The following is a 23,625-nucleotide window of genomic DNA, read 5'->3' as shown; positions in this document are numbered from 1 at the left end:
ACCGACCGCGCTCAGCACCGCGCCCACGACACTGGCCACCCGATCGGCGGTGCCCAGGTCACCGAGAGCAGCCACCAGCAAGGCGACGCACACGCCCGCGCACAGGAGCACCGAGCCCCACCTCCATGCCCTGGCCCTGCTGGACATCGTCACCCGTAGCCCCCGTTCCCAAGCCGTGGTCCATGTGAAGGTAGCGCTCCCAGCACGGACCTGCCCAACTCGGTGTGAAGGGCGGCATGCGCGCTCCGAGGACACATGGCCGGTACGAGCGGCACGTCGGTTGCCACCGAGAACACGACGAGGATGATCGGGCGAGGGCGTTCGGCCCTGGTGGCAGGCGGGCACAGTCACCGGCCTTGGCGTGGACGCCACCGCGCCGGCCCAGGTAAATGATCCACCTCAGTGGGTCGGCCGTTGTTACAGCTGGTCCCCCATGCCGGCTGGTTCCGGAGGGTGCGGCCCGCCACCGTCCTTGATGTCCTGCTCGCAGGTTCGTCCGTCGTAGGACTGGTCATTGGGGATCAATAGCACTCCGGCAACCTGCTCAGGGTGCTCTACGGCGAGCCAGACGTCGCCTGTGAGGTCGCCGTCCGGCCCGAACGCCTCCGACGAATAGACCGTCTGACATCCCAGCGCCACGCGTTCCTTGTCGACCGCGCAGGCGTCCACTGCAGGGCCGGATGTCTCGTCAGCGCCGTCGAAGCGGTAGTGGAAGTGGACCTGGTCACCCTCGGAGGGCACCTGCGGGTGGGGCTCAAGGCGCCAGTCAACGACCTCGGCGGTGACGCCGAGAGGCCGCCCAGACGTGTCCTCGACCTGCACCCTGACACCGGCCTCACCGCGCTCCGCCGTCGTGTCGGTGCAGCCCCAGGGAGAAGAGCAGCCGGATAGGGCGAGAATCACCAGAGCCAACGGAGCACCGGCAAGTACCCGTGCGCGGAACACTCAGATGACCTCCAGTCAGGTGGAGCGGAGCAGTGTATCCCGGGGCCTGGCAGCTGCGACAGCGACGAGCCGGCTGCACAGTCGACTCCTGCCGCGAGTGCGACAACTGCAAGGCCGGCCTGGGGCAGCACTGCACCGGCGGCCCCATGGTCGGCACGTACAACGCCATCGGCCGTGACGGCGAGCCCACCAACGGCGGCTACGCCACGCACGTCGTCGTCGACGAGAACTACGTCGTCCGCATCCCCGACGGACTGGCCCTGGACATCGCCGCGCCGCTGCTGTGCGCTGGCATCACCACATACTCCCGCTCAAGCGTGGGGCGCGGGCCCCGGCAAGAAGGTCGCCGTGATCGGCCTGGGCGGTCTCGGCCACGTGGGCGTCAAGATCGCGCACGCGCTCCCCCAGTACGGGGCGAGCCAGGCACCGATCGCGGCGTCGACGGTGTCACCGTCGAGGCGGGCCAGGACCCGGCCGAGGGTGGTCGCCCGCGGGGCGGCCCGCAGGCCGAGCCGCTCACGGATCTCCTCGGGCAGGTAGGCGGCATGCCGCGCGACTGCGACTAGGGCCTGTCGTTTGGATCAGGTCGCAGGGAAGTGACAGTGCCACTCAGCGCCGGTGAGCGGGGTCTGGTGCGTGCAGCTGCAAGGCGGAGGAGGGAGTCGACGCGGAGCGTCGGCGATCGACGACAACGCGGCAGATGCGCGTGCCAGACCCCGCGTCTGCGACGTGATCCAAACGACAGGCCCTAGTTGTATTGATCACGAGCGTTGTTAACGGGGGCCGGTCTTGATCGTGGCGAAGGCCCCCGTGTGTGGTGGAGGTGTCGAATCTTCACCGCACGGAGGCCTTCGTGTTCCACCGTAATGCCCGGCTGACCGTTCACGGCAGGCGGCTGCTGGTCGAACGTGTCCGCACCGGTCGCCCTGTCGCCCATGTTGCCGCCGAGATGGGCATCTCCCGCGTCACCGCGCACAAGTGGATGCGCCGCTGGCGGGCTGAAGGCGAGCAAGGACTGCACGATCGGTCCAGCCGTCCGCGCACGACACCGCACCGCACGGCAGGGGCGATCGAAGCCCGCGTGTGCCGTCTTCGGCAGGACCGCAAGCTCGGCCCGGCCCGCATCGGTCCGATCCTGGGCCTGCCCGCCTCGACCGTCCACCGCGTCCTGGTCCGCCACGGCCTGAACCGCCTGGCCTTCCTGGACCGGCCCACCGGCCAGATCATCCGCCGCTACGAGCACGCCCGCCCCGGCGAGCTGATCCACGTCGACGTCAAGAAACTCGGCCGCATCCCCGACGGCGGCGGCCACAAAGTCCTCGGCCGACAAGCCGGCCGCGCCACCCGCACCAGCATGGGCTTCGACCACGTCCACTCCGCCGTCGACGACCACTCCCGCCTCGCCTACAGCGAGATCCATCCGGACGAGAAGGCCGCCACCTGCGCAGACTTCCTCCGCCGGGCCGCAGCCTTCTTCACCACCTGCGGCATCGACCGCATCGAACGGGTCCTGACCGACAACGCCTGGCCCTACCGCAAAAGCTTCGCCTGGCAGCAGGCCCTGGCCGACCTCGGCGCGACCGGCAAGCTCACCCGCGCCTACCGGCCGCAGACCAACGGCAAGGTCGAACGCTTCAACCGCACCCTGCTCGACGAATGGGCCTACCTGCGGCCCTACACCAGCAACACCGAGCGGACTGCAGCTCTGACAGACTTCCTGCACACCTACAACCACCACCGCTGCCACACCGCACTCGGAGGCAAGCCACCCATCACCCGCGTGAACAACCCTGCGGGTCAATACACCTAGTGGCGCCGGCGAGCACGGCGATCGTGCACAGGGCGAGCAGGGCGCCGAGGCGGTAGCGGCGGCCCTGACGGCGGCGGGGATCCGGCAGAACGTCCAGGACATCGGCCAGGTCCACGACCCGGCCGGCATCGAGAGTGGTGCCCGCAGGAAGCGGTTCGTGTTGATGAGGCGTCAGACACCTCGATCATCACGGACCGCTTCCTTTCCTAGACCACCGCCCCTGGCCTCAGCTGAGCGCGATTCCAGAAGTTCTGCGCGCAACTGGGGTGAACGGTTCGCAGGACATGCAGGCCCTGACCACGCTGCCGAGACGGCCGTCGGGCGCGGGTTCACGAGCAACAGCCTGAGCCGCCTGTGCGGGGCTGTCCGCCGTGGAGGTCTTCGCCGTGGCCGGCGGCGATCCGTGCCCATTGCGCGGTCGGCCGTCCGTCCTTGCGGAACTGCTGGCCGTGGGTCTCGTACGGCTGCGGCCAGCCGGGCGGGGAGTCCTCCCAGGTCTCCTGCCGACCGTAGACGGTCATGTCGAGGATGCCGTAGGACGGCGCCATGGGTTCGACGCCGCGTCCGGAGGTCCAGTACGTCTCGTAGACGCGGTCCCCATCGCGGAGGTAGATCGCTTTCATCCCGAAGTGGCGGCCGGCGAGGAGCCGTTCGCGCGACTCGGCGGGCACGGAGTACCAGGGCATGTCCCAGCCCATGAATCGGCGGTAGCGGTCGGACCCCTCGTAGGGGCCCTGGCAGAAGACGGCGAAGGTGACGTCACGCTGGTGCAGATAGGACAGTTCGCGGGACCTGGCCGGTGAAGAAGGTACAGCCCTCGCACTGGTCGGCGGCGGTGTGGCCGTCGTGCCACATGTGATACGACACGAACAGCTGAGTGCGGCCCTCGAAGACGTCGATCAGGGGGGCGTGCCCCTTACCTTCGACGAGCGGGGCCGACGGGTCCACCTCGGCCATGGGCAGCCGTCGCCGGGCGGCGGCGATCGCATCGCCCTCGCGGGTGTGCGCCTTCTCCCTCACGCGCAGGGTGTCGATCGCGGCCAGCCACTCCCCGCGGGAGACGACCGGCGGCTTGTTCTCAGCAGTCATGGCCGTACTGGCCCGGCAGCTCGCAAGAACTCATCGGTGGAGCCCGAGCCGGGCGCAGACTGACCACGACCCCGGCCGCACGAACACCGTCACGCGTGACGCGCAGAACTTCTGAAATCTCGCTTAGCGCCCACCGAGGACAGTTCAGGGCGTCTCATCACCCGAGAACGCGCGAGTCCTGAGACCACCTCGTCTTGCGGTGGTGGCATCCGTTCACACCGCCGTGACCTGCACACTCACGAGATCATCGCGACTTTACAATCGCCCTGACGAGCGGGCGGTGGCCGTCTGCCATGCAACCGGGGCGTCCCTTCACATTCAGCTGACAGAACAGTTCAGGGAAAACGTATGAAGTTCAATAGAAGTGCCATATAGGATCCATTCTCAACCATTCATTCGTCAATTACTGATGATTGCTTGAACGGGTGACTCGTTTAGCGGTCAACTCCTCAAACTCAGGATCGCTTGATTTTCGGGATGCAGGGCCAACTGGGTGGACGTAGCGTTGTACTGACGCATCCAGGGTCGACGGCAACGGCCATGAGGCTGCTGAAATCCAGCCCCTTCGGAGGTAAGTCGGCCGTGATAGTGATGTGCGGATCGCATACGTCACGCTGCGAACAGAGAATGAGTCGAAACCATGAGTGAATATTCTACGGCGTCCCCAGAAGCGTTGAGTGCCTACATGACGCTGGACGAGCTCACGGACGCCGCAACGATCCCTGCCACAGAGCCGGAGCCCCCCGAAATCGGGCATCTTCTGACTGAGGGCTCGGGTCTGTATGTCCAGTCGGAAAGCAAGCCGGACTGGCCTTCGGGACGCAGGAGATCCCAGGAGTTCCTGGACTGTGGGAGCTCCTCGACAGCCCGGGTGACGAGGAGCTCCTGACGGCGATACCCGGTAAGGAGCAGACCGAGGTAGAACCGACGGGTGCAGAGGCGGCGGTGCCCGCCATCGACGGCACCCAGGGTTACCGGCCGCCATGGGTACCGCATGAGTTCCTGCCGCGACTGGTGCCGTTCCAGACGGCCGAGCATCCCGGCCGCGTCTACATGGAACCCAAGGCTGTGGAGGCGGAAAGGCTCACCTATCCGTGGCGGACGAACGGTCTGGTCATCACAAACGGCAGACCGGCTGGAAGCGGTGTCCTGGTCGGTCCGAACCTGATGCTGACCGCAAGTCACTGCTCCGTGGGGCTCGAGTCCTTGGAGTATGGAATTCGTGCCCGGCTTCCGGCAGGGGCATCGGCCTTTCGGTAGTTCTTTCGTCTCCCAGTATCGGGGATTCCGTGTAGCCGCAGGGGATGTCACCGGATACGATTATGTCGTCTGCCGGCTCTACAATCCCTTGGGGCGCGGGCTCGGCTGGATGGGTTCCGTAGCGTTCGGCGCAGAGAGCGAATATTACCGGCGACGTTACACCTCCACAGGCTATCCTTCCTCCTTCCAGGGGCGACCCGCAGTGGAATTCAACATGGCGATCGTCGACATCGACAACGACGACCCGGGCCTTGAACTGGAATTCTCACGGGACGTTTACCAACTTGGCCCTGGATGGTCCGGAGGACCGCTGTGGCTGCCCAACGAAGGCCCCCTGGTCGCCGGTACCGTGACCGGCCAGGAGAAGGACGTCTTCGACCCCACACGATTCGTCATCTCCGCCGGCTTCGGCATGGTCAACCTGGTCAAGTTCGGTCTCGCGAACTGGCCTGTCTGAAACGCCTCAGGCGGCCGGCCCGCCGTCCGTGAGTCGCGGTGCCTCGCGTCCATCGGCCACCACACCCGCATCGCCTCGTTGTGCGCGTGCGGCGGCCGGTGGCGCCCTGGCCGCATGCCGGCTGCCGGTGAGTCCGGGGGACACCGAGCCGTCGTCCACCATGTGATCCCCCCTTCGCGCCGGGCGCTCTCCGCCTCGACTGTCCTGGCCAGGGCGACGACGCGATTCCGCCGCACCGTGAAAGGAAAGCGCAATGCAGCGTAAGGACCTCATCCACCCCGCATTCCGTGAACTGGCAGACATCCAGGCGAGCGAACAGGAAGCGCTGCTTTCCAAGCCGAACGTGGTCGGGGTCGGCCTCGGCTACAAGTACGTCGGTGGCCAGCGCACCGACCAGCAGGCGCTCGTTGCGCTGGTGGAGACGAAACTGGGCAAGGACCTGCTCGCCCGGGACGACCTCGTCGCACTCAGCGGCGACACGCCCCTCGACGTCATGGAGGTGGGTCCCCTCTTCGCCGGCGTAGGCCCCGCTCTGGCGCCCAACGTCTCCATGCACATGATGGACGGCGTCATGGAGGTCGCACGTGGGCGGCAGGCCACGCAGGAGCCCTTGGACGAGCGCTCCCCGACAGCCGGTGCGCGCGAGTTCCTCGCTCCGGCGCCGGTGGCCCCGGGACTGGCTCCCGGCAGAGCTCAGGCGCTGACACCCCGGGTCCGCCCCGCCTGCGGCGGAGTGAGCATCGGCCACTACAAGATCACCGCAGGGACACTGGGGAGCTGCGTCTACGACGGACAGTCGTTTCCCGGAGTCCCGCCGAAATACTACGTGCTGTCCAACAACCACGTCCTGGCCAACTCCAACAACGCCCGTATCGGCGACCCAGTCCTGCAGCCCGGTCCGTACGACGGCGGCACCCCGGAAAACGACACGATCGCATGGCTGAGCCGGTACGTGCCGATCAAGTACATCCAGGACGGGGCCGCACCGCTGAACTACGTGGACGCAGCCATCGCGGAAGCCGACTTCCGCAATCTGGACCGGCGCCTGTACTGGGTGGGCGACATCAAGCGGATCAACTCGGCACCGCAGATCGACACCGTGGTGCAGAAGTGCGGCCGGACGACCAACTACACCACCGGGCGCGTGCTCAACATCAACGCGACCGTGGACGTCAACTATGGCGAGGGGCGCGTCGCACGGTTCGCCAATCAGATCCTCACCACTCCCATGTCAGCCGGCGGTGACTCGGGGAGCCTGGTCTGCGACCTGGAGGAAGGCGCTGTGGGACTGCTCTTCGCGGGCTCGCCGAACGTCACCATCATGAACCCGATCCCGCTCGTGGAGCAGCTCCTCGGCATCACCATCACCGAGACACGATGACGCGCGACTTCTCTGACGCCCTGGCGAAAGCCACGGCCTGGATGGGCGGTGGGATCGCCGGGGTGGTCGGCGTTGCGCCGGGCACCCAGCCCGATGGTTCGCCGTGCATCGTCGTACTGGTCAACCCGAACGACGACACAGGCCAGCTCCCGAGTGACGTCGATGGCTACCCGGTCCAGGTCTTGGACACCGGCGGTGACGTGAACGCGCAGCGCAGGTGAGCTGGTTCCGTGGCTCGGACGATGTCTCTGCCCGGCTTGCCGGGCAGCCGGCCCCCCGCCCGGATCGCGACCTGGCTGCACAGCCGGCCGACCCCGTTCACATCCCTGGAGGAGGCGGAATCCTTCTTCGGGCACGAGGCCTGGACGAGGACCTTGGAGCAGCGAGCCGACGGCTGGCACTCCACATGGGGCCGCACGACGATCAGCGACACGATCACCGAAGTGGCCACCACCCTACTGGGACGAGGCGTCCCGCATCACCTGCCCCACGCTCCTCGTCCAGGGCCTCCACCAGCGCTTCGCGGCCTTGGGATGGGGATCGCGTGTCCGCCGGGCCATCACGATCCGTTCCAGCTCGGCACGGACCACCGCCAGTGACAACGCTCCACCGGCCACGTCGGCCGGATCGCCCAGAGCTGTGATCTTCCCGTCCGGGCCCATCGCGGTCGGGCCGGGGGTGTCCTCGAGCGCCGGACAGCTCACGGGGGAGGCCAGCAGGAGCGGGGTGTCCGGGTGGCCGTCCCGGATCGTGTCCAAGAAGCCGTGCACCGCAGGGCCGAACGTCCGCAGCCGAAAGGCGGCCAGGCTTACGATGATGATGCCCACCTTGAGACTGATCAGATCTGCGGGCATGTCGCGGATTGTCCGGGCGACGTACGGATCCAGCAGCGCATTGCCCGCCTGACTGAGGTTGACCACCTCCACTCCGCCCAGCGCGGCCGCCACCACCGGCCAGGTGTCGGTCGGGCCATCAGCCTCGATGCCGTGGCCGATGGAACTCCCGTGGTGCACCCAGCGGCGTTTGCCGTCCGGCATCGGCGGCAGCACGTCGCCGTCAGCGCGCAACTCCACCAGTTCCGTGGGAGTCTGCTGCGGCAGCCACAGCTCGACATCCTTCATGCCGGACGGTAACCCGGTGAACCGCATGGTCCCCGGATCGCCCGGAATCAGCCGCTGCTCTGCCCCGGGGCCCGCCATCCGCAGCACGTTTTGCCCACTGGCGCTTGGCGACGTTCGGCCAGGGTGCCGTTCACCAGGAGATCCACCATGCCCGTCGGGCGGGGCTGAGGGTCGATGTCGAATTGCCCTGTCGAGGTGAGCACCTCGAATTCCAGCTCACACGCATCGGTGCGGAACACCAGCCGCACGCCCGAAGGCATCACGGTCACCCCGTACACCGACGGGTCGGGGTACTGCTCCTTGGTCCACGCGGGCAACCGGCGCGGCATCACCCCGGCTTGCGTGATCTCCACGTCCAGCGCACCCCGTAACTCCACCGGCCCGCCCACCAGCGGAACCGCCCGCATCGCCACTGTCACCGGTCCTGCCCAAGACCATCCACTGTCGGATCTCGTGTACGCGCCTGCGAGTTTTTCCACTGACCCTGGCGCAGCAGCATTGACTGCCACTCAGACTTCGCCGACACGACCTTGGTGACCATCGGCCTTGGATGACCATCGAGCAACTGCGCTGACTCAGCCGAGCGATTCCGGCGGTGAGTACGCTGGGCGCGGCTCCGCAGGCGGTGCGGGGGCTGCTGCGCCGCTTGGAGCCGCGGAGCTGGCCGCGGAGGCCGAGCAGGACTTGAGGGCGCGCGGCCGCCTCGCGCTGGACCGGTACGCAACCGTTCCACCGGCCCACTTGGAGATCCTCGGCCAGCACGCCCTGTCCCGGCGGCCCGCCGGCGATGGCAAGGGGCGGGCCACCTGGTGAGCATCGTCTCCTTGGCCGCCCTGACCGTGTCCCCCTCGATGGCCGTCTACGCCGCGGCCAAGAACGCGGTGCGCACCATCCACGAGGGACTGCGCACAGAGTCCCTCGGACGCTTTTTGGGGGGGCCGGGCCCGAGTCCGCGCCGCCTCGGCGGCCGCCCCGACCGTCAGGGCCACCGCGGCGTCGCTCAGGACGCCAGCCGTTCCGGGGAGCGGTGGGTGGAGCCGGCGGGCCCGACAACGCGTTCGGCTCCGCTGATCTCGGCCCACACCGCGTCGAGGGAGAGGTCGAGGACATCGGCGATCGCCGCGATGGTCGGAAAGGCGGGGGTGGCCACGCGGCCTGTCTCGATCTTCCGGAGAGTCTCCGGCGAGATGCGCGCGGCCAGCGCGGTTTCGAGCATCGAACGCTCTCCCCTGGCACGGCGCAGGAGGGCGCCGAGACGCTGTCCGCGTTCGACCTCTTCGGGAGTGAGCGGCAACCTGACCATGGCACGAATTCTATACCGGTACAGTATGACCGGTATAGTTATTGGTTCTGGCGAGAGGGCGTCACATGATCGAGATCCTGAACCCCACCCTGCTGACCCGGGCGAGAGACACCGGCGCCCTGGTCGCCGACATCCTGCAGACGGTGAAGAGCCGCAGCACGATCGGCACGAACCTGTTGGACATCGACCGGTGGGCCAAGGACATGATCGTCGAGGCGGGAGCCACGTCCTGTTACGTCGACTACGCTCCCTCCTTCGGACGCGGCCCATTCGGCCACTACATCTGCACCGCCGTCAACGACGCGGTCCTGCACGGGCGGCCGTACGACTATCCGCTCGCCGACGGCGACCTGCTGACGCTCGACCTTGCCGTCTCCCTGGGCGGAGTGGCCGCCGACGCCGCCATCAGCTTCATCGTGGGTGACACCAGGCCCCCGGAGAGCGTCGCCCTCATCAGTGCGACCGAACGCGCGCTGGCCGCGGGGATCGCTGCCGCCGGGCCCGGAGCGCGGATCGGCGACATCGCCCACGCCATCGGCACGGTTCTCACCACGGCGGGGTACTCGATCAACACCGAGTTCGGCGGTCACGGCATCGGCTCGACGATGCACCAGGACCCGCATGTCCCGAACACCGGACGGCCCGGCCGCGGCTACACACTGCGCCCCGGACTGCTGCTGGCTCTGGAGCCATGGGTGATGGCGGACACCGCCCGACTCGTCACCGACGCCGACGGCTGGACCCTCCGCAGTGCCACCGGCTGCAGGACGGCACACAGCGAGCACACGATCGCCATCACCGACGACGGAGCGGAGATCCTCACCATGCCGAAGCAAGGGCCGGCGTGAGGCCAAGTGTCATCCTGCCGCGCGGAACTGCTGTGAGGTGATCCCCACAACTCCGCAAACACCGTTCACTGGGCTCTGTCGCACATTCGGTGGTGACAGAACGCCACCCTCGACGGGTCTGATCGGGGCTCCCAGTACGGCAGTCAGACCTCGTGGTCTCAGTTTCGCGCGGCCTTGGGCGGCGCGGGCGGGTAGTTCGACGGGTGTCAGTCGTGGTCGGCGATGAAGTCGCGTATCGCGGCAGCGATGGCTTCGGGCTGCTCGTCGGGGATGAAGTGTCCAGCGTCGGGCACGACGATTCGGGTGGTGTTGTCGGCCCATGGGCTGATGGAGGCGGCCATGTCCGGAACGGAGCCGTGGCTGCTGGAGATTCCGAGGACGGGCACGGTCAGGTGCCGCCACTTGAGCGCCTCGCGGTTCTTGCGCGCTGACTCCGCGGCGTCTCGGTAGTACGCGAGGGAAGCGCGCAGGCCGCCGTCGACGGCGATGGCCGCCGCGTAGTGGTCGAGTTCGGCGTCGTCGAACGTGTCGGGAGACAGGGCCTTCACCTTCAGGAACCAGCCGACGTACTCGCGTTCGCGGCCGGCGAGCAGCGTCTCGGGCAGGTCGGGCACCATGTGGAACGCGAAATGCCAGGTCTTCCACGCTCGATCCGGGTCGGTGGGAATCGCTTCCGGGAGAGTGATACCGGGAATTCCGGCGTCGAGCAGAGCGACCCCGCGCAGGTGACTCTCGAAGTTGAGGGCGAGGGAGAAAGCGACCCAGGCGCCGATGTCGTGGGCGACCAGGGAGTAAGTCGACACTCCGAGAGCCTTCACGGCGGTGTGGACGTGCGCGGAGACCGCGTGCGTGTCGTAGCCGCGCTCCGGACGCTCGGAGTGGCCCTGACCCGGCAGGTCGATGGCGATGACGTGGAACCGGTCGGTGAGGCCGGGCATCACCTTCCGCCAGGCCCACCAGGTCTGCGGGAATCCGGCGAGCAGGACGACGGCCGGGCCGCTCGGCCGTCCGCCTTCGACGGCATGAAGGCGGACGCCGTCCGCGTCGACCCAGCGGTGAGTGAATCCGGCCAGATGCTGCAGGGGCAGGTCGCGGATGGGGTTGCTTCCGGAGGCATGCGGAGTGCTGGTTGCTGGGCCGGTCACGGGAATCCTCCGTCGGTGTCAGGTGTGCGGTTCAGGCGGTTAGTCGACGGCGGTGGCCTGGACCACGTGGTGTGTTTCTCGCGCGGTCGCGAAGCGCGCGGTATGCCTGGCCATGGCCACGCTCGAAGCTAACATATCTTGAACTGATAAGTTCAAGATAGAATGGTGCCCAACACGGTCCGAACCATCGACGCATCGGCAAGGAAGTGCCGCGTGGCAGGCAAGAAGCAGTTCGACATGGACACGGCGCTCGACGCCGCGATGATCCAGTTCTGGCGCGACGGCTACGCCGACACCTCATTGGACGATTTGTCTCGGGCAACCGGCCTGAACCGCAGTTCCATCTACTCCTCCCTCGGCGACAAGGACACGCTCTTCCTGCGCTGCCTGGATCTCTACGCCGCGCGCTATGGCGAGAAGTACGACGCCGCCCTGTCGTGTGCGGCCTCGGACCCCGTTGCCGCTGTTCGTGCGTTCTTCGACGTCACCCTCGAGCGCATCGCCGATCCCGAACTACCTGATGGATGCCTGATTGCCCAGTCGGCCATGGCGATTCCAGCGCTGAGTCCGAGCGTCGCAGCGCACGCCAAGCAGGCGCTCGGCTTCCAGCGCCTGCGCCTGCGCGCCGCGCTGAAGGCCGGCCGACTGACCGACCAGGACGCCGAGGCCTTCGCGGTACACGGGGCGGCTGTGAACCAGTCGCTCGCCGTCATGAGCAGGGCCGGGGCGAGCCCGGCGCAGCTCCTGGCTATCGTGGGCGTGACCGTTGACGCGCTGTCGCAGGCGTTGCACAGGTAACGCATCTGATACGCCGTCGGACTCGCAGAGCCCGGTACGCACAGTGGTTTCATGAGTTCGAGGCGTGCGCGGTAGTGGTGCCAACGGGCTCCGGCCTGGTGGCTTCGTCGCCAAGCGGACCAGGCCAGGTGGATCGCGAGGTCCGCGGGCTGTTGTATTCGCCGTGTGATCACGGTGAGAAGGCGCTGGATTTCGGGGACGGTCAGCGCGGTCATGCCGCAGTCGCCCGACGGGCGCGAGCGCGGTGCGCCGCTTCCAGGCCCGGTAGCCGCGCGCCTGGGTGTGGTAGAGGCCGACCGCCTGTGTCGGTGCGCCACTCCTCGAGTGTCGCCTTGAGCTACGGGTAGATCGCGCCTTGAGAATACGATTGCCGGCCACCAGGCGCGCTGGCACGATGGCGGGCGTGATCACTGCTGAGACGCCGGACTGCCTGATCGTGACGGGGATGCCCGGGGCCGGGAAGTCGACGGTGACCAGGCTCGTCGCGGAGCGCCTGCCGCGCTCCGCCCGGTTGGACGGTGACTTCATCAGTAGGCTGGTCGTCAGTGGTCGCGTCTGGGCCCTCGGTGAGCCTGCCGACGAGGCAGCGCGGCAGGTGGAGCTGTGCAACCGCAATCTGTGCATGCTGGCGAACAACTTCTCCGACGCCGGCTTCACGCCCGTGATCGACTGGGTGATCCCCGACCGGAAGCAGTTGGACTTCTTCGTCTCTCTCCTTCCGGCTGGGCACGTCCTGTTCGTCGTCCTGGCACCGGGTATCGAGGCGTGCCGGTACCGCAACTCCCTCCGTGATCCACGAGAGCGGTTCGACTTCGACGGCTATGAAGATCTCGATGCCGCCATGAAACGCGAGCTCGGCGACGCCGGCTGGTGGTTCGACACCGCAGCCCTCACTCCTGAGGAGACCGCCGATGGCATCATCCGGGAAGCTCGCCATCGCGCTCAGGTGAACTGAACGAAATCCCCGACCCGTTCGGGTCCCGGCGGCCTGTCCGTTCATGGGTTGGGAGTGGGCGAGGCGGTGGGAGTCGGTGCCGGTTTCGATGATCGTGCCGTTGTCCCGAATCTCCTCCACGCGCACGGGGCACGCACATCGGGCCAGTCTGCGGACCCATCCGCGCGACCTCCACGAGCGCAGGTCACCACGGGCGTACGGCGTGGCCGGGATGCTGACATCCCCGTCGCGACCCCCTTCGCCCATGTCCTCGCTGGAGACGAGGATGAGGGAGGGGAGGAATGGGCGGCGCGGACGCAGCCGGGAACTGGGCACGCTCACCGGTGTTGCACGTCGGCGAGGGTCTCCGCGCTCGCGCCGCCGTCAGTGCGGCGGCGATGTGAGACGTGGGACGTCGGCGGGGGAGAGGTCGGGTCGGGCACGGTGGAGGCGTGCGGGGTGCCGGGTGGCGCCATCGGCCGGAGACGTCGCGGGCGATGTCGACGCCGACTTCCACCACCGGCTCGGGTTCCACCAGCGTGACGTCCAGAGTCTCCCGGCTGCCCACCCGGCGGAGAACGACCCCGTCCATGGAAGCCACCGTCGTCTCGCGCACCCACTGGTACAGCGCTCGTATTCGGGACCTGCGGTATTCCGTGGCGTCTTCCCGGCGAGAAGATCGTCAATTCCGGAAGGAGCGCTTGGCGCTCTTGCCTAGCGCTTGTCGAGGACGCCGGGGGTGTCGTGCAGGACCACGCTCTGCTGGAGCGGGATGCGCCCCATGCTGATGTCATGCATGGGCGATGTCTGATCGCCGATGCCGAAGGCTATACCGAACAGCAGCTTGAGCTCGTCGGAGACGCCGAGGGTCCTGCGGACTGTGTCGGCGTAGACGCCGAGGACGGCTTGGGGGATGCCACGGTATCCGCGTGCGGTCAGCGAGAGCAGGAAGTTCTGGGCGTACATGCCGATGTCACCGGCTGTCCGCACCCCGTCGCCGAGCACCGGCATGAAGAGGAGGGCGACGTGGGGCGCACCGTAGAACCTCAGGTTCTCGCGGATGACCTCCTTCCTGCCCTCCCGGTCCGAGCGCTCAACGCCACGGGCTCCGTAGACGATGGCGGCGTGCTGATGCGACCGCTCACGGTAGATGCCTTCGCCGTAGCCGGAGGTGAAGTCGGGGGAGGTCCGGTCTTCCTCGTACGCCTTGAGGAGTTCATGGCTCAAGGCGTCCCGCGCCGCGCCGGAGACGATGTGGACGTTCCACGGCTGGGTGTTGCTGTTCGAGGGGGCTGTCTGGGCGTCTTCCAGAACGCCGCGGATGTCCGCGGCGGGCAGCGCAGTGGGCAGGAACTGCCGGGGGGAGTGCCGGGTTCGCGCGAGATCGGTGAAGAACGAGGCGGCGGTGGGCAAAGCAGGTCCCTTTCGAGAGCGTTCAGTTTGTTGTTGTGGCATCGCCGTATACGAACCGCCGGTCGACGCTTCCGCTTTCCATCAGCCGGCTGGTGAGGCGGGTGCCGCGGAACCCGGCCGCGGCACTCCGAGCATGAGGAGGCGTAGGGCGACCTCTCACGCGGGGTGTGCGCCGCGGCTGGCGGCAGGCGTCGTCATCGGTGGGCGGCGCGGTTCATCTCGACGACGTCCTCGAGGGTGGGATTGGCCCCGAGGGCGGCGAAGCGCTCTGACATGCTGTCGCGGACGGCCGTGTCCTTGGGGCGATCGGCCGCGGCCAGGGCCGCCGGCAGCTCGTCGAGGGTCAGCTCGGTGCAGTAGGCGGGGCCCATGGGCTGCTGACGCCAGGAGTCGGCCAGTGCGCCGGCGTCGTAGGGGTCGAATCCGGTGTCGTCCACCAGGCGCATGGCCACGCGCTTGGCTTCATCGGCATCGCCGGCGACCGGGATGGCGATGCGGCCCGGAGTACCCGTTGGGACACCCTTCGTCCGCTGGGTTTCGGCCAGGGCGGCGTTCCATGCCTTGACCACGGGGCGGCCAAGGAGCTCGGAGGTGTAGACGCTCTCCACCGCACCGTCCTCCACTGCCTCGATCCGCCCGTTGAGGTGCGGGTAGTAGTTGGAGGTGTCGATGACCACCGTCTCGGCGGGGACGGAGGCGAACAGGTCGGCCAGCTGCCCCGCCACCCCGAAGGGGATGGCCAGGATGACGGCGTCCCTGCCCCTGACGGCGTCCTCGAGTGCCACGGCGCGGGCGCCGGTCTCCAGCACATCGGGTGCGACGGCCTCGGGGCCGCGGGCGCCCGCCACTTCGACCTCGTGACCGGCTCCACTGAGCTTGCGGGCGAGGTTGCCACCGATCGCTCCAGCTCCGATAACAGAAATTTTCATGATTTGTCCTCTCAGAAGTCGCACCACCCCAAGGATCGTGCGTCGTGATCACTAGGGGATGGAGGCACCGGACATCTCCCGAAATGCCAGAGCGGCGCTGGGAGTTCCGGTGATCGCCGGGCAGGGACTTACGCCTGGGTGTACCGCTCGCGGTAGCCGGTGGCGATGAGCGCGCGAACGCGGTCCAGGGACTCCTCATCGGCGGCGCCGGCACCCTTGAGCCAGGCGACGGAGATGGCCGCGAGGAACAGGTCGTACCCCGTCACCGTCGCGCGCACGTGCCCCGTCCGCTGGGCGGCTCGTACGTACTCCTCGGTAGCGGTGATGACCGTGTCGCAGGGAAGCGTGAGCGGGTTGTCCGGATCCTGCGCCCTGGCCGCTGCCATGAGCGGCTCCGGCAGTCCGCTGAATGCGCTGAAGTACTCCTCCAGCGCACGCAGCCACTGCTCCAGCGCCTCGTCAGCGTCGCCGAGTTGCGCGATCTCCGCCTGGCGCGCCACCAGCTCCTCGGAGCGCGTCTGCAGCACGGCCGCCAGCAGCGCTTCCCGGGTGGGGAAGTGCCGGTACAAGGTGCCAGGTCCGACGCCCGCCTCCTTGGCCACCGCCTCCAGGGACGTACCGACCCCGTACTTCAGGAAGTGACACTGCGCCGCTCCCAGGAGGGCGGCACGGTTGCGCTGGACGTCCGCACGGGGCTTGCGCCCCTTCTGCTCACTGGCACTCATGCGCTCTCTCGGCCCTTGCGACATCATCAAAACGGAGGCTGTCTCCGTACTGTGCCCACAGTAAAGCGGAGGCACCCTCCGGGTCAAACGGTGCCCCTGCCTTCATCCTCATCGCCAGACCGGCGGCTCGGCCGACGATTGCCGAGACCATGGCTGCGGCACACGGACTACGCCGCCTTTCGCCGCCTCTGCGAGAAGTTCGGCCTCACGTTCGACAAGATCATTGAGGTGGTGAAAGGACACACCAAGCGGGCGATCGTCGACCTCATCGCAAGGAGCTGACGACGGTGGGGAGCCAGCTCCGGTGGGGCAACCTAAATGATCATGCAGGTGGTGGTGGCGTGGGCGATGAGTTTGCCCTGTTCGTCGAGGACCTTCCCTTCGGCGGTGGCGGTGCGGCGGCCCGCGTGGATGACGGTGCCGGTAGCGGTGAGGGTCTGGCCGTCGGTACGGGCGGCGCGGATGTAGTTGACCTTGAGTTCGAGGGTGGTGTAGCCGGTGCCGGCGGGGAGGGTGGTGTGGACGGCGCAGCCCATGGCGGAGTCGAGGAGGGTGGCGGCGATGCCGCCGTGGACGGTGCCGAGGGGGTTGGCGAAGTCGGGGCGGGTGTCGAGGGAGATGACGATGCGACCGTGGTCGACCTCGTCGAAGCGCATGCCGAGCAGGCGGCCGATGGAGGGGATGTCGGTGGGGCGTTCAGACTGCACCCAGCGCATCAGTTCCAGGCCGGTCATGGCGGCGAAGTCGGTGGTCGGCACGGTCGTTCTCCTTGCGTGGTTCTGGTGGTGTCACCGCCGCGAGAGGCGGTGTGTTCGTCAGGTGGGGAGAGGCTAAGGACTGGAATCGGAATGAGGTTTCTGGGGGTCGGGCATGACGGTGTGTCAGTTAGCGTTGATGTGGCGCGGAGGGTGGTTGCGACCGAGACTCGTGGGAGGTTGACGATGGTCTGTGGGAGCGTATCGAGTCGCTGTTGCCGGGGATTGAGCGGCGCTTCCGGTACCCGGGACGTCGTCGGCTCGATGACCGGCGGGTTCTATGCGGCATCCTGTTCGTGCTCTACACCGGTATCCCTCGGCGTTACCTCCCTCAGGACTCGGCTTCGGCTCCGGGATGACCTGCTGGAGGGGGGTGTCGGAGTGGAACGAGGCCGGAGCCCGTCCCCGGGGAACCGGGGCAAGGCCGGCAGCAAGCACCACGTGATCGTCGAGGCTCACGGCATCCCGCTGGCCACCGCGCTGACCGGCGGCAACCGCAACGACGTGACCGAGCTGATCCCACTGATCCGAGCGGTCCCGCCGATCCGAGGCAAATGTGGCCAACCGCTGCGCCGCCCGAAGCACCTCTGCGTCGACTGCGGCTACGACCACGAGTGCTACCGCGACCAGGTCCGACGGTTCGACATCACCCCGCACATCGCCCGACGCGGCACCGAACACCGGCTCCGGACTCGGCGTACACCGCCGGGTCGGGGAGATCCGCGACGACATCCACCAGGCCTTCATCACACTCGGTTGTGCCGTCATCTGCTGGCGACGACTGAGGACCCCGCTCTGATTACAGGCCAAAGTAAGGTGAATTCCCTCGCGAACTCGCGCCAAGCGCAAGGAGGCGGAATGCTCGCTAGCTCGTCGGCGCTGGCGGCCGGAAGACGTCATTCGGTCGGACGGCGCTGGGATGGAACCGTTCTCGCCGTGGGCAATACGGCAGCTGCTGAATGTCGTGTCGAGCGATGGGAAGACGTCGTCGCGGTGGCAGTTGGCAACGTCCATACCGCGACGAACACGGGCAGGTCTCATACGGTGGGACTCCGGTCGGACGGCACGGTGCTGGCAACGGGTTGGAATGCCGATGGGCAATGTGATGTCGCCGGATGGCGAGGCGTCACGGCCGTGGCCGCAGGCTGGCGCCGCACGCTCGGGCTACTCGCGAATGGCCGTGTGCTAGCGGTTGGCCGGCGTTCAGAAGGACAGTGCGACGTGCAGTCCTGGCGCGAGATGGTCGTCCTGTCGTGTGGTGACTGGCACTCGGTCGGTGTCCGGTCGGACGGTTCTGCACTGGCCGCGGGGAACAACCGACGACGGCAGTGCGCCGTTGAAGGGTGGCGTTACCTGGCGGCCATTTCGGCCGGGTATCTCCATACCGTCGGCCTCAGAGCCGACGGGCGGGCAGTAGCGACCGGAGACCGGGCAACTGGGGCGTGCGAGGTCGATGAGTGGGAAGACGTGGTGGCGCTCGACGCGGGCAGCTACCACACGGTCGGGGTCACGGCGTCCGGGCGGGTCCTCGCAGCGGGAGACAACAGCCACGGACAGTGCGAAGTCGGCGATTGGCGCGACGTTGTCGCCGTGGCGGCCGGTTCGACACACACCCTTGGCCTGCGTGCCAACGGCACAGTCGTGACCGCAGGGAACAATGCCGACGGACAGTGCGAAGTCGATGCCTGGTCCGGAGTCCAGCTTCCATAGACCTCCGGGCCCCGCCGACCCGAACTGACATGCCGTCATCTTCGGGCCCCGAAGACCTCATTCTGATTCCGGTCCTAAGCGCCGGCCGGGCGACGCGGTCCGCGACCCATCGCCCACAGCACCGGCCCGTTCTCCGGCAGCCGCAGCTCCGCACACACGGTGAAGCCGAAGTGCTCGTAGAAAGGCAGGTTGGACGGCTTGGAGGACTCCAGGTAGGCGGGCAGACCCGCCGCGTCGGCCTTGGCCAGTCCCGAGCGCAGCAGGGCCGCCCCGTGTCCCTGACCCCGGGCGGCCGGGTCGGCGCCGATCACCGCCAGGGACCAGTGCGGTTCCCGGGGAGTGTGCCTGGCGGCCGTCTCGACGGTGTCCCTGAACAGTGGAGCCCGGTCGCCGAGGATGTTCTGGAGTTCCTGAATGGTCTCCGCGTCGGGAACTGCCTTGGCCTGCGCCTCCGGCGGTACCCAGAAGGCGGCCGCCGCCTCGGTGCGCTCACACACGCCGTGGTGGACGTACTGCCGGGTGAAGATCGTGGTGAAGTAGCGCCCCAGCCCCGCCTCACGCGAGGCGTCGTCGGGGAAGAGCCAGCGCATCATCGGGTCGTCGTCGAAGGCGCGGGCCAGAGTCCGACCGATCAGCGGAGCGTCGTCGATCGTTGCGGTCTTGGGGGTCTTCGTCATCGGCATGGGGATCATTCTTCAGCCCGATGATCTTCGGTGAACGAGCGGGGGGATCTAGGCCGTCTTTCTTCCATCAGGCGGTTCGTTCTTCTGGCCATGCTCAGTGGGGGGATCTGGCTGACGCCGGGTGGGCTGTGCTGGAGTCGCTGCTGGCGGTGAGCAATAACGGATGCGGCCGTTGGCATGATCACCGGCAGGTGGTCAACGGGATCATTCGCCGCCTCGGCACCAGGGTTCAGTGGCGTGAACTGCCCGATCGTTTCGGCCCGTGGAAGTCGGTCCACCCGGGCCATTTGCTGTGGTCGGCCGACGGCACCTGGGAGATGTTCCTCCAGCACGTCCAGGCCGGTGCCGACGCCGACGGCGGCCTCGAGTGGAATGTGAACGTCGACTCCACTTCTGTGCGGGCGCACCAGCACGCCGCCGGTGCTCTGCAGAAGCCGCTGCCGACCCCACGCCGCTCCTCACAAGGGGCACCAAGATCAGTTCATCTGTACGCGGACATCACGCTGTAGCCCTGGTTGGAGGTGGCGGTGCGCCAGGCGAGGCCCTTGGCCGTTCCCGCGGCGGGCTGACCACCGAGATCCATGTCGTCGCGTAGGGCCGCTGCCGCCCGCTGACTGTGCTCATCACGCAGGGCCAGCGGGCGGACTGTACCCAGTTGGAGCCGGTGATGGGCAAGATCCGCGTTTCCTGGACGGGGCTCGGGCGTCCCGGCTGTACTCCGGGCAGCGTGGGCGCTGACAAGTCGTACAGCAACCGCAAGATCCGCACCTACCTCCGTAAACGCGGCATCCGCCTTCCGGAGAAGAAGGACCTCGAGGCCGCCCACCTGCGCCGGGGTGCACGCGGCGGGCGGCCTTTGGGCTTCGACAAGGACCGGTATCCGGTATGAGGATCGCGACACGGTGGAGAGCCATCGGCAAGCTCAAGCAGTTCGGAGCCATCGCTACCTGGTATGACAAGCGAGGGCACGTCTACCTCGGCACTGTCACCGCCGCCGCTCTCCTCATCTGGCTTCGATCATGATTCGGCAGGCAGGAGCGCGGCGATTTCACCCAGAACCCGGGCCGCCGGTGCCGGGTCGACCAGCCACTTCAGGTGGCTGCTGGTGAGCGTACGGACGTCGTAGGGGTTCTCCGGCGTCAGTGCGTCGCCCTCGCGGATCATCCGGTCCTGCATGGCGAGCGGCACGCTGGTGTCCTCGGTCAGCCGGATGTACGTCTTGGGGATCCGCCCCCAACTGTCGGGTTGCGCCCGGTCATCGGGTGTGCCGGCGTCGAGGTTCTCGTCGGGTTGCAAGGTGTTGAGGAAGACCATGAACTCGTCGTCCGTCCCGTCGGCGAGGAAGGCCGCCTTGAAGGCCGCGAGGACGTCGGGGTCGGCGGTGCGGAAGTTGGAGCGCAGCAGCCCGAGCTCGGCAGGGTTCCCGATCATCGCCGAGGCCAGCGCTGTGGCGTCGACGGTGGCCATCTCGGGCTCGGCGTAGTAGGCGCTGACGTCGAGGTCGACGGGGCACCAGGCGGAGACATAGACGATCCGGTCGATCAGGTCGGGCCGCTGGTTGGCTGCGACGGTGGCTGTCATGCCGCCTCGGCTGTGGGAGACGAGGATGACGGGCCCGTTCCGCTTGGCTCTCTCCAGTAACCCGATGAGGTGCGTGGCGTTGTCGGCGAGCGTGACGCCCTTGATGGCCCCGGGCGTGGTGGCGAGCCCTTCGAGGTCCTGCGGTGCCTGATAGGCCCGCGGGTACGTCGCGGCGAACCCGTGCCCCGGAAGGTCGACGGCGACGGAGCGATGTCCGAGGAGGCCGAGTTCGGCCTGGAGTGGTGCGAACGAGAAAGAGTTCGCGAAAGCTCCGTGAACGAGTACGAACGTCGGTTGCATGTGTCTGCACTCCCTTGTTGGTCCTCTGCGGCGTCGGCGGAACGTGTCCCTCTTCCCAACGCCGCAAACCCACTTCGCGACCGAGGAACGAGGACGTCATCCTGCGGCACACCATCCAGCCGCAGGGACGTCTTCATGCATGGCAAGCGTCAGTGTCAAGCGCGGAGTCGCGAGGGCCGCGTGCGAACGGCTGACCGCTATCCGATCATTCACACTACTCAGTGGAGATCATCTGCACGACCCGGACGGGCCTTTCCACCCGTCCATTTCGCCACCCACCCCCGCACGGCCTCGACTTCGACTTCGGGGGCTGGCGCCGCCGAAGGGGGCCGACCTGTCGGCGGCGCTCGGCGAGCTGCCGGTCAGGCAGCGCAAGTGTGGGCTGGACAGGTCGATCGCGGACGGATGGACAAGCACGACGACGCTCCTGGTCACGCGAGTGATCTCAGTTGTGAACTCGCCGACCAGGAGTTTCACGCCTTTATGCGACCAGGGTGCGGCTCCCTCACCGCGGCCGCCTCCAGGATGGTCCGCCGGGTGCGGATCGCGCGTTCCTGTCGCACCATCGGGTCCTCCTGGTGTTGCGTGGTGCTCGGCGCTGTCGCTGTTCGGCTGGTACTACAGGGGTAGATCGGGCTAGATCCGCATCATCCGGAGTCGCATACGTCGACGGAAGTGGTGGCGCCGGGCCTCGACTTGGTGTCGGCGGAACGTCGACCAGTGCAGGGCGTTGCGGAACTCGTGGACGGGGCGGCCGATGAGGTTGAACAGGCGGCGGGTCTCCGCCAGGCTCATCAGTTGCAGCTGGCGGCGTTGCCGGGCGGCCGTGTCGGGTTTTTCACCCGGTTTCGGGATGCCGGCCTGCCGACACCGCTTGCGATCGGCGGTCCAGGAGTGCTCGGGCAGGTACAACTCCCGGTCTGGAAACATCCGGTGGCCGTCCGGGGTGGCGTAGGCGAGGAAGGTGCCGATCTGGCAGTTGTCGATCCTCCCGAGCGTGCCGGCGTATTAGCCACCGACTGGCTCACCACCACGGCTGCCATGTGCCTGTTCGGTGTCAGTGGGCGGGGTGTCAGTGACCGCAGGTCAGGCCGGGGGGTTTTCGCTGGTCGGATGTTGAGTAAGGACTCCTGACAAAAGTGGTGGGCTTGACCTGGTCAGAGGACGGTGTCGTGCACGAGGCCGCCGGGTAGCGGGACGCGGTCAGCCGCGTAATCACACGCGATAAACCCGGCGACGTCGGCGAACATCCCCGGGATACTGGTCGCCCATGGATGAGGTCAAAGTCGTCGTCGCCCATTCCGAGCGCGCGACTCTGCGCGTCGGCGACGTGTTCCTGAAGGTGGACGCCGATCAGGCACGCATCGACGTCGAGGTCGAGGCGATGTCCCTCGCGCCGGTCCCGACCCCGGAGGTCCTATGGCGGAAGCCGCCCGTGCTCGCGATCGCCGCACTCCCGGGGACGGTGCTCGGCCGTCTCGGTGAGCCGTCGACCGGGTCGTCAGCAGCGTGGGCTGCGGCGGGCGCCGCCATCCGGAAGCTGCACGAAGCGCCGTTGCCCCCCTGGGCCGGCCGGCGCCGCCGGAGCCCCGACGAGTTGGTGGCGGAACTCGACGGCGAGTGCGAGTTGCTCGTGACGAACGGCGTCCTGCCGGCCGACCTGGTCACCCGCAACCGCCAGGTCGCCGAGGCCGCGCTCCGGCCGTGGACTCCGGCGTTCACGCACGGCGACCTGCAGATCGGGCACGTCTTCGTCGACGGCGACGAGGTCACGGGCATCATCGACTGGTCCGAGGCGGGCCGGGGTGATGCCCTGTTCGACCTCGCTACCTTGACGCTCGGACACGAGGAGCACCTCTACGACGTCATCGCCGGTTATGGCACCGATGTCGACCTCGACGTGATCCACGCGTGGTGGTCGTTGCGAAGCCTGCTGGGGGTTCGCTGGCTGGTCGAGCATGACTTCGACCCCTTCGCGCCGGGATGTGAGGTCGACGTGCTGAAATCGCGGATGTGAGGCTGTTGGGGCCGGCGCGGCGGCACGGTGGTCGGTGTCGGTCTCCGTGAGCGGATGGGCGTCAGGGTGGGGGAGCCGGGCGCGTGGGGTGAGGTCACGGCAGGGCTGAGGGTATCCAGGCCGGTGCTGGTGGCGCGGCTGCCGGAGCTGGATGCGGCGGGGGCTTGACGACGGCGCACGTGCGTGCGGGCGCGGCGGCAACCGTCTGGCGTCGCCGCTCACAGCACTCAAGCGAGGGTGCCGGCGGCGTCCCCTCGCTTGCCGAGGTCTGCTGCGGCCTCTGCGGCGGTGTCACAGACGTGCAGCACTTGATCGGCTTCCGTGATCTCCAGAATGTTCCGCAACGGTACCGGCACGAACGCCAGCGCGAGCTCGGCACCACTCGCGCGGGCCTGCCGGCCAGCAGGCGACGCCCTCGGCG

22 protein-coding genes and 5 pseudogenes are annotated in these 23,625 nt (G+C 67.7%); 13 read left to right on the top strand and 14 right to left on the bottom strand.

The features are described from left to right. Nucleotides 1-417 precede the first annotated feature (417 nt). Nucleotides 418-945 carry a hypothetical protein gene (locus tag SCNRRL3882_RS00840; RefSeq protein WP_010047152.1) on the bottom strand — a complete coding sequence of 176 codons (528 nt, stop codon included), beginning with the start codon at nucleotides 943-945 and terminating at the stop codon, nucleotides 418-420. Nucleotides 946-1,016: 71 nt separating this feature from the next. On the opposite strand from SCNRRL3882_RS00840, the pseudogene SCNRRL3882_RS00835 reads away from it, so the two are divergent. Both SCNRRL3882_RS00835 and SCNRRL3882_RS00825 read left to right on the top strand, forming a co-directional pair. Then, nucleotides 1,017-1,347 (top strand): annotated as a pseudogene (locus SCNRRL3882_RS00835) (alcohol dehydrogenase catalytic domain-containing protein); the annotation flags it as partial. 451 nt (nucleotides 1,348-1,798) lie between these two features. After that, entirely contained in the window at nucleotides 1,799-2,755 is a 957-nt protein-coding gene (locus tag SCNRRL3882_RS00825; protein ID WP_102514952.1) for an IS481 family transposase, read from the top strand. Nucleotides 2,756-3,084: 329 nt separating this feature from the next. Here SCNRRL3882_RS00825 and SCNRRL3882_RS42165 read toward each other — a convergent pair whose 3' ends face one another. Both SCNRRL3882_RS42165 and SCNRRL3882_RS42160 read right to left on the bottom strand, forming a co-directional pair. Beyond that, complete coding sequence (locus SCNRRL3882_RS42165) at nucleotides 3,085-3,528, bottom strand: DUF899 family protein (protein ID WP_267880855.1); 444 nt, start codon at nucleotides 3,526-3,528, stop codon at nucleotides 3,085-3,087. After that, nucleotides 3,515-3,844 carry a DUF899 family protein gene (locus tag SCNRRL3882_RS42160; protein ID WP_267880853.1) on the bottom strand — a complete coding sequence of 110 codons (330 nt, stop codon included), beginning with the start codon at nucleotides 3,842-3,844 and terminating at the stop codon, nucleotides 3,515-3,517. Before SCNRRL3882_RS42160 ends, SCNRRL3882_RS42165 begins: the two co-directional genes overlap by 14 nt. A gap of 1,213 nt (nucleotides 3,845-5,057) precedes the next feature. On the opposite strand from SCNRRL3882_RS42160, the gene SCNRRL3882_RS40640 reads away from it, so the two are divergent. The 3 genes from SCNRRL3882_RS40640 (at nucleotide 5,058) to SCNRRL3882_RS00800 (ending at nucleotide 7,163) form a co-directional block, all read left to right on the top strand. After that, nucleotides 5,058-5,561: a hypothetical protein gene (locus tag SCNRRL3882_RS40640; protein ID WP_158688481.1), complete on the top strand. Its 504-nt coding sequence runs from the start codon at nucleotides 5,058-5,060 to the stop codon at nucleotides 5,559-5,561. Nucleotides 5,562-5,814: 253 nt separating this feature from the next. Next, a complete protein-coding gene (locus SCNRRL3882_RS00805; RefSeq protein WP_010048430.1) occupies nucleotides 5,815-6,942 on the top strand; it encodes a hypothetical protein in 1,128 nt (375 codons plus the stop codon). After that, entirely contained in the window at nucleotides 6,939-7,163 is a 225-nt protein-coding gene (locus tag SCNRRL3882_RS00800) for a hypothetical protein (protein WP_029181766.1), read from the top strand. Before SCNRRL3882_RS00805 ends, SCNRRL3882_RS00800 begins: the two co-directional genes overlap by 4 nt. A gap of 234 nt (nucleotides 7,164-7,397) precedes the next feature. Here the strand turns inward: SCNRRL3882_RS00800 and SCNRRL3882_RS41510 are convergent, their stop codons facing one another. Both SCNRRL3882_RS41510 and SCNRRL3882_RS41505 read right to left on the bottom strand, forming a co-directional pair. Then, complete coding sequence (locus SCNRRL3882_RS41510) at nucleotides 7,398-8,063, bottom strand: SGNH/GDSL hydrolase family protein (protein ID WP_231911051.1); 666 nt, start codon at nucleotides 8,061-8,063, stop codon at nucleotides 7,398-7,400. A gap of 47 nt (nucleotides 8,064-8,110) precedes the next feature. After that, nucleotides 8,111-8,416, bottom strand: a complete 306-nt coding sequence (locus SCNRRL3882_RS41505; RefSeq protein WP_231911049.1) for a hypothetical protein — start codon at nucleotides 8,414-8,416, stop codon at nucleotides 8,111-8,113. Between the two features lie 239 nt (nucleotides 8,417-8,655). On the opposite strand from SCNRRL3882_RS41505, the pseudogene SCNRRL3882_RS41500 reads away from it, so the two are divergent. Then, nucleotides 8,656-8,876: pseudogene (locus SCNRRL3882_RS41500) on the top strand (polyprenyl synthetase); the annotation flags it as partial. Between the two features lie 187 nt (nucleotides 8,877-9,063). On the opposite strand, the gene SCNRRL3882_RS00780 reads toward SCNRRL3882_RS41500, so the two are convergent. Then, complete coding sequence (locus SCNRRL3882_RS00780) at nucleotides 9,064-9,366, bottom strand: helix-turn-helix domain-containing protein (protein WP_010048429.1); 303 nt, start codon at nucleotides 9,364-9,366, stop codon at nucleotides 9,064-9,066. A gap of 65 nt (nucleotides 9,367-9,431) precedes the next feature. Between SCNRRL3882_RS00780 and map the strand changes: the two genes are divergently transcribed. Next, on the top strand, nucleotides 9,432-10,214 hold the full coding sequence (gene map / locus SCNRRL3882_RS00775; RefSeq protein ID WP_010048427.1) for a type I methionyl aminopeptidase: 783 nt from the start codon (nucleotides 9,432-9,434) through the stop codon (nucleotides 10,212-10,214). A 206-nt stretch (nucleotides 10,215-10,420) separates the two neighbouring features. Here map and SCNRRL3882_RS00770 read toward each other — a convergent pair whose 3' ends face one another. Further along, nucleotides 10,421-11,359: an alpha/beta fold hydrolase gene (locus SCNRRL3882_RS00770; RefSeq protein WP_010048426.1), complete on the bottom strand. Its 939-nt coding sequence runs from the start codon at nucleotides 11,357-11,359 to the stop codon at nucleotides 10,421-10,423. Nucleotides 11,360-11,572: 213 nt separating this feature from the next. On the opposite strand from SCNRRL3882_RS00770, the gene SCNRRL3882_RS00765 reads away from it, so the two are divergent. Beyond that, entirely contained in the window at nucleotides 11,573-12,157 is a 585-nt protein-coding gene (locus SCNRRL3882_RS00765; protein WP_010048425.1) for a TetR/AcrR family transcriptional regulator, read from the top strand. Nucleotides 12,158-12,551: 394 nt separating this feature from the next. Beyond that, nucleotides 12,552-13,112, top strand: coding sequence for an AAA family ATPase (locus SCNRRL3882_RS00760; protein ID WP_040904397.1), 561 nt, complete (start codon nucleotides 12,552-12,554; stop codon nucleotides 13,110-13,112). 693 nt (nucleotides 13,113-13,805) lie between these two features. Here the strand turns inward: SCNRRL3882_RS00760 and SCNRRL3882_RS00750 are convergent. The 4 genes from SCNRRL3882_RS00750 to SCNRRL3882_RS00735 all read right to left on the bottom strand — a co-directional run bounded on the left by SCNRRL3882_RS00750 (nucleotide 13,806) and on the right by SCNRRL3882_RS00735 (nucleotide 16,916). After that, a complete protein-coding gene (locus tag SCNRRL3882_RS00750) occupies nucleotides 13,806-14,504 on the bottom strand; it encodes a nitroreductase (RefSeq protein ID WP_010048423.1) in 699 nt (232 codons plus the stop codon). Between the two features lie 194 nt (nucleotides 14,505-14,698). Beyond that, nucleotides 14,699-15,433: an NADPH-dependent F420 reductase gene (locus SCNRRL3882_RS00745; protein WP_029181764.1), complete on the bottom strand. Its 735-nt coding sequence runs from the start codon at nucleotides 15,431-15,433 to the stop codon at nucleotides 14,699-14,701. A 128-nt stretch (nucleotides 15,434-15,561) separates the two neighbouring features. Then, nucleotides 15,562-16,158, bottom strand: a complete 597-nt coding sequence (locus tag SCNRRL3882_RS00740) for a TetR/AcrR family transcriptional regulator (RefSeq protein WP_010048420.1) — start codon at nucleotides 16,156-16,158, stop codon at nucleotides 15,562-15,564. 314 nt (nucleotides 16,159-16,472) lie between these two features. After that, the gene (locus SCNRRL3882_RS00735) at nucleotides 16,473-16,916 is read right to left on the bottom strand and encodes a PaaI family thioesterase (RefSeq protein WP_010048419.1); all 444 of its coding nucleotides are present in this window, start codon (nucleotides 16,914-16,916) and stop codon (nucleotides 16,473-16,475) included. A 188-nt stretch (nucleotides 16,917-17,104) separates the two neighbouring features. Here SCNRRL3882_RS00735 and SCNRRL3882_RS00730 point away from each other — a divergent pair. After that, nucleotides 17,105-17,712 (top strand): annotated as a pseudogene (locus SCNRRL3882_RS00730) (transposase). A 59-nt stretch (nucleotides 17,713-17,771) separates the two neighbouring features. After that, complete coding sequence (locus SCNRRL3882_RS00725; protein ID WP_078602997.1) at nucleotides 17,772-18,623, top strand: RCC1 domain-containing protein; 852 nt, start codon at nucleotides 17,772-17,774, stop codon at nucleotides 18,621-18,623. A gap of 74 nt (nucleotides 18,624-18,697) precedes the next feature. On the opposite strand, the gene SCNRRL3882_RS00720 is transcribed toward SCNRRL3882_RS00725, so the two are convergent. After that, nucleotides 18,698-19,306, bottom strand: coding sequence for a GNAT family N-acetyltransferase (locus SCNRRL3882_RS00720; protein WP_010048415.1), 609 nt, complete (start codon nucleotides 19,304-19,306; stop codon nucleotides 18,698-18,700). Between the two features lie 107 nt (nucleotides 19,307-19,413). Between SCNRRL3882_RS00720 and SCNRRL3882_RS00715 the strand changes: the two are divergent. Further along, nucleotides 19,414-20,329, top strand: a pseudogene (locus SCNRRL3882_RS00715) (IS5 family transposase). Here SCNRRL3882_RS00715 and SCNRRL3882_RS00710 read toward each other — a convergent pair. Then, nucleotides 20,324-21,187, bottom strand: coding sequence for an alpha/beta fold hydrolase (locus SCNRRL3882_RS00710; protein ID WP_010048405.1), 864 nt, complete (start codon nucleotides 21,185-21,187; stop codon nucleotides 20,324-20,326). The pseudogene SCNRRL3882_RS00715 and the gene SCNRRL3882_RS00710 overlap by 6 nt on opposite strands. A gap of 852 nt (nucleotides 21,188-22,039) precedes the next feature. Continuing rightward, nucleotides 22,040-22,195, bottom strand: a pseudogene (locus tag SCNRRL3882_RS41495) (transposase); the annotation flags it as partial. 262 nt (nucleotides 22,196-22,457) lie between these two features. On the opposite strand from SCNRRL3882_RS41495, the gene SCNRRL3882_RS00700 reads away from it, so the two are divergent. Next, nucleotides 22,458-23,204 carry a phosphotransferase family protein gene (locus SCNRRL3882_RS00700; protein WP_010048401.1) on the top strand — a complete coding sequence of 249 codons (747 nt, stop codon included), beginning with the start codon at nucleotides 22,458-22,460 and terminating at the stop codon, nucleotides 23,202-23,204. Nucleotides 23,205-23,625 lie beyond the last annotated feature (421 nt).

Source organism: Streptomyces chartreusis NRRL 3882 (assembly GCF_900236475.1).
GTDB lineage: Bacteria > Actinomycetota > Actinomycetes > Streptomycetales > Streptomycetaceae > Streptomyces > Streptomyces chartreusis_D.
The sequence above is the reverse complement of the archived record's forward strand: the minus strand, read 5'-3'. Positions and strand labels throughout refer to the sequence as shown.

Coding starts and splice junctions, on each gene's coding strand:
- SCNRRL3882_RS42160 (WP_267880853.1), bottom strand. CDS start 3,844: ATGACTGCTGAGAACAAGCCGCCGGTCGTCTCCCGCGGGGAGTGGCTG.
- SCNRRL3882_RS40640 (WP_158688481.1), top strand. CDS start 5,058: ATGGAATTCGTGCCCGGCTTCCGGCAGGGGCATCGGCCTTTCGGTAGT.
- SCNRRL3882_RS00805 (WP_010048430.1), top strand. CDS start 5,815: ATGCAGCGTAAGGACCTCATCCACCCCGCATTCCGTGAACTGGCAGAC.
- SCNRRL3882_RS00800 (WP_029181766.1), top strand. CDS start 6,939: ATGACGCGCGACTTCTCTGACGCCCTGGCGAAAGCCACGGCCTGGATG.
- SCNRRL3882_RS41510 (WP_231911051.1), bottom strand. CDS start 8,063: ATGAAGGATGTCGAGCTGTGGCTGCCGCAGCAGACTCCCACGGAACTG.
- SCNRRL3882_RS00780 (WP_010048429.1), bottom strand. CDS start 9,366: ATGGTCAGGTTGCCGCTCACTCCCGAAGAGGTCGAACGCGGACAGCGT.
- map (WP_010048427.1), top strand. CDS start 9,432: ATGATCGAGATCCTGAACCCCACCCTGCTGACCCGGGCGAGAGACACC.
- SCNRRL3882_RS00760 (WP_040904397.1), top strand. CDS start 12,552: ATGGCGGGCGTGATCACTGCTGAGACGCCGGACTGCCTGATCGTGACG.
- SCNRRL3882_RS00745 (WP_029181764.1), bottom strand. CDS start 15,433: ATGAAAATTTCTGTTATCGGAGCTGGAGCGATCGGTGGCAACCTCGCC.
- SCNRRL3882_RS00740 (WP_010048420.1), bottom strand. CDS start 16,158: ATGAGTGCCAGTGAGCAGAAGGGGCGCAAGCCCCGTGCGGACGTCCAG.
- SCNRRL3882_RS00725 (WP_078602997.1), top strand. CDS start 17,772: ATGCTCGCTAGCTCGTCGGCGCTGGCGGCCGGAAGACGTCATTCGGTC.
- SCNRRL3882_RS00720 (WP_010048415.1), bottom strand. CDS start 19,306: ATGCCGATGACGAAGACCCCCAAGACCGCAACGATCGACGACGCTCCG.
- SCNRRL3882_RS00710 (WP_010048405.1), bottom strand. CDS start 21,187: ATGCAACCGACGTTCGTACTCGTTCACGGAGCTTTCGCGAACTCTTTC.
- SCNRRL3882_RS00700 (WP_010048401.1), top strand. CDS start 22,458: ATGGATGAGGTCAAAGTCGTCGTCGCCCATTCCGAGCGCGCGACTCTG.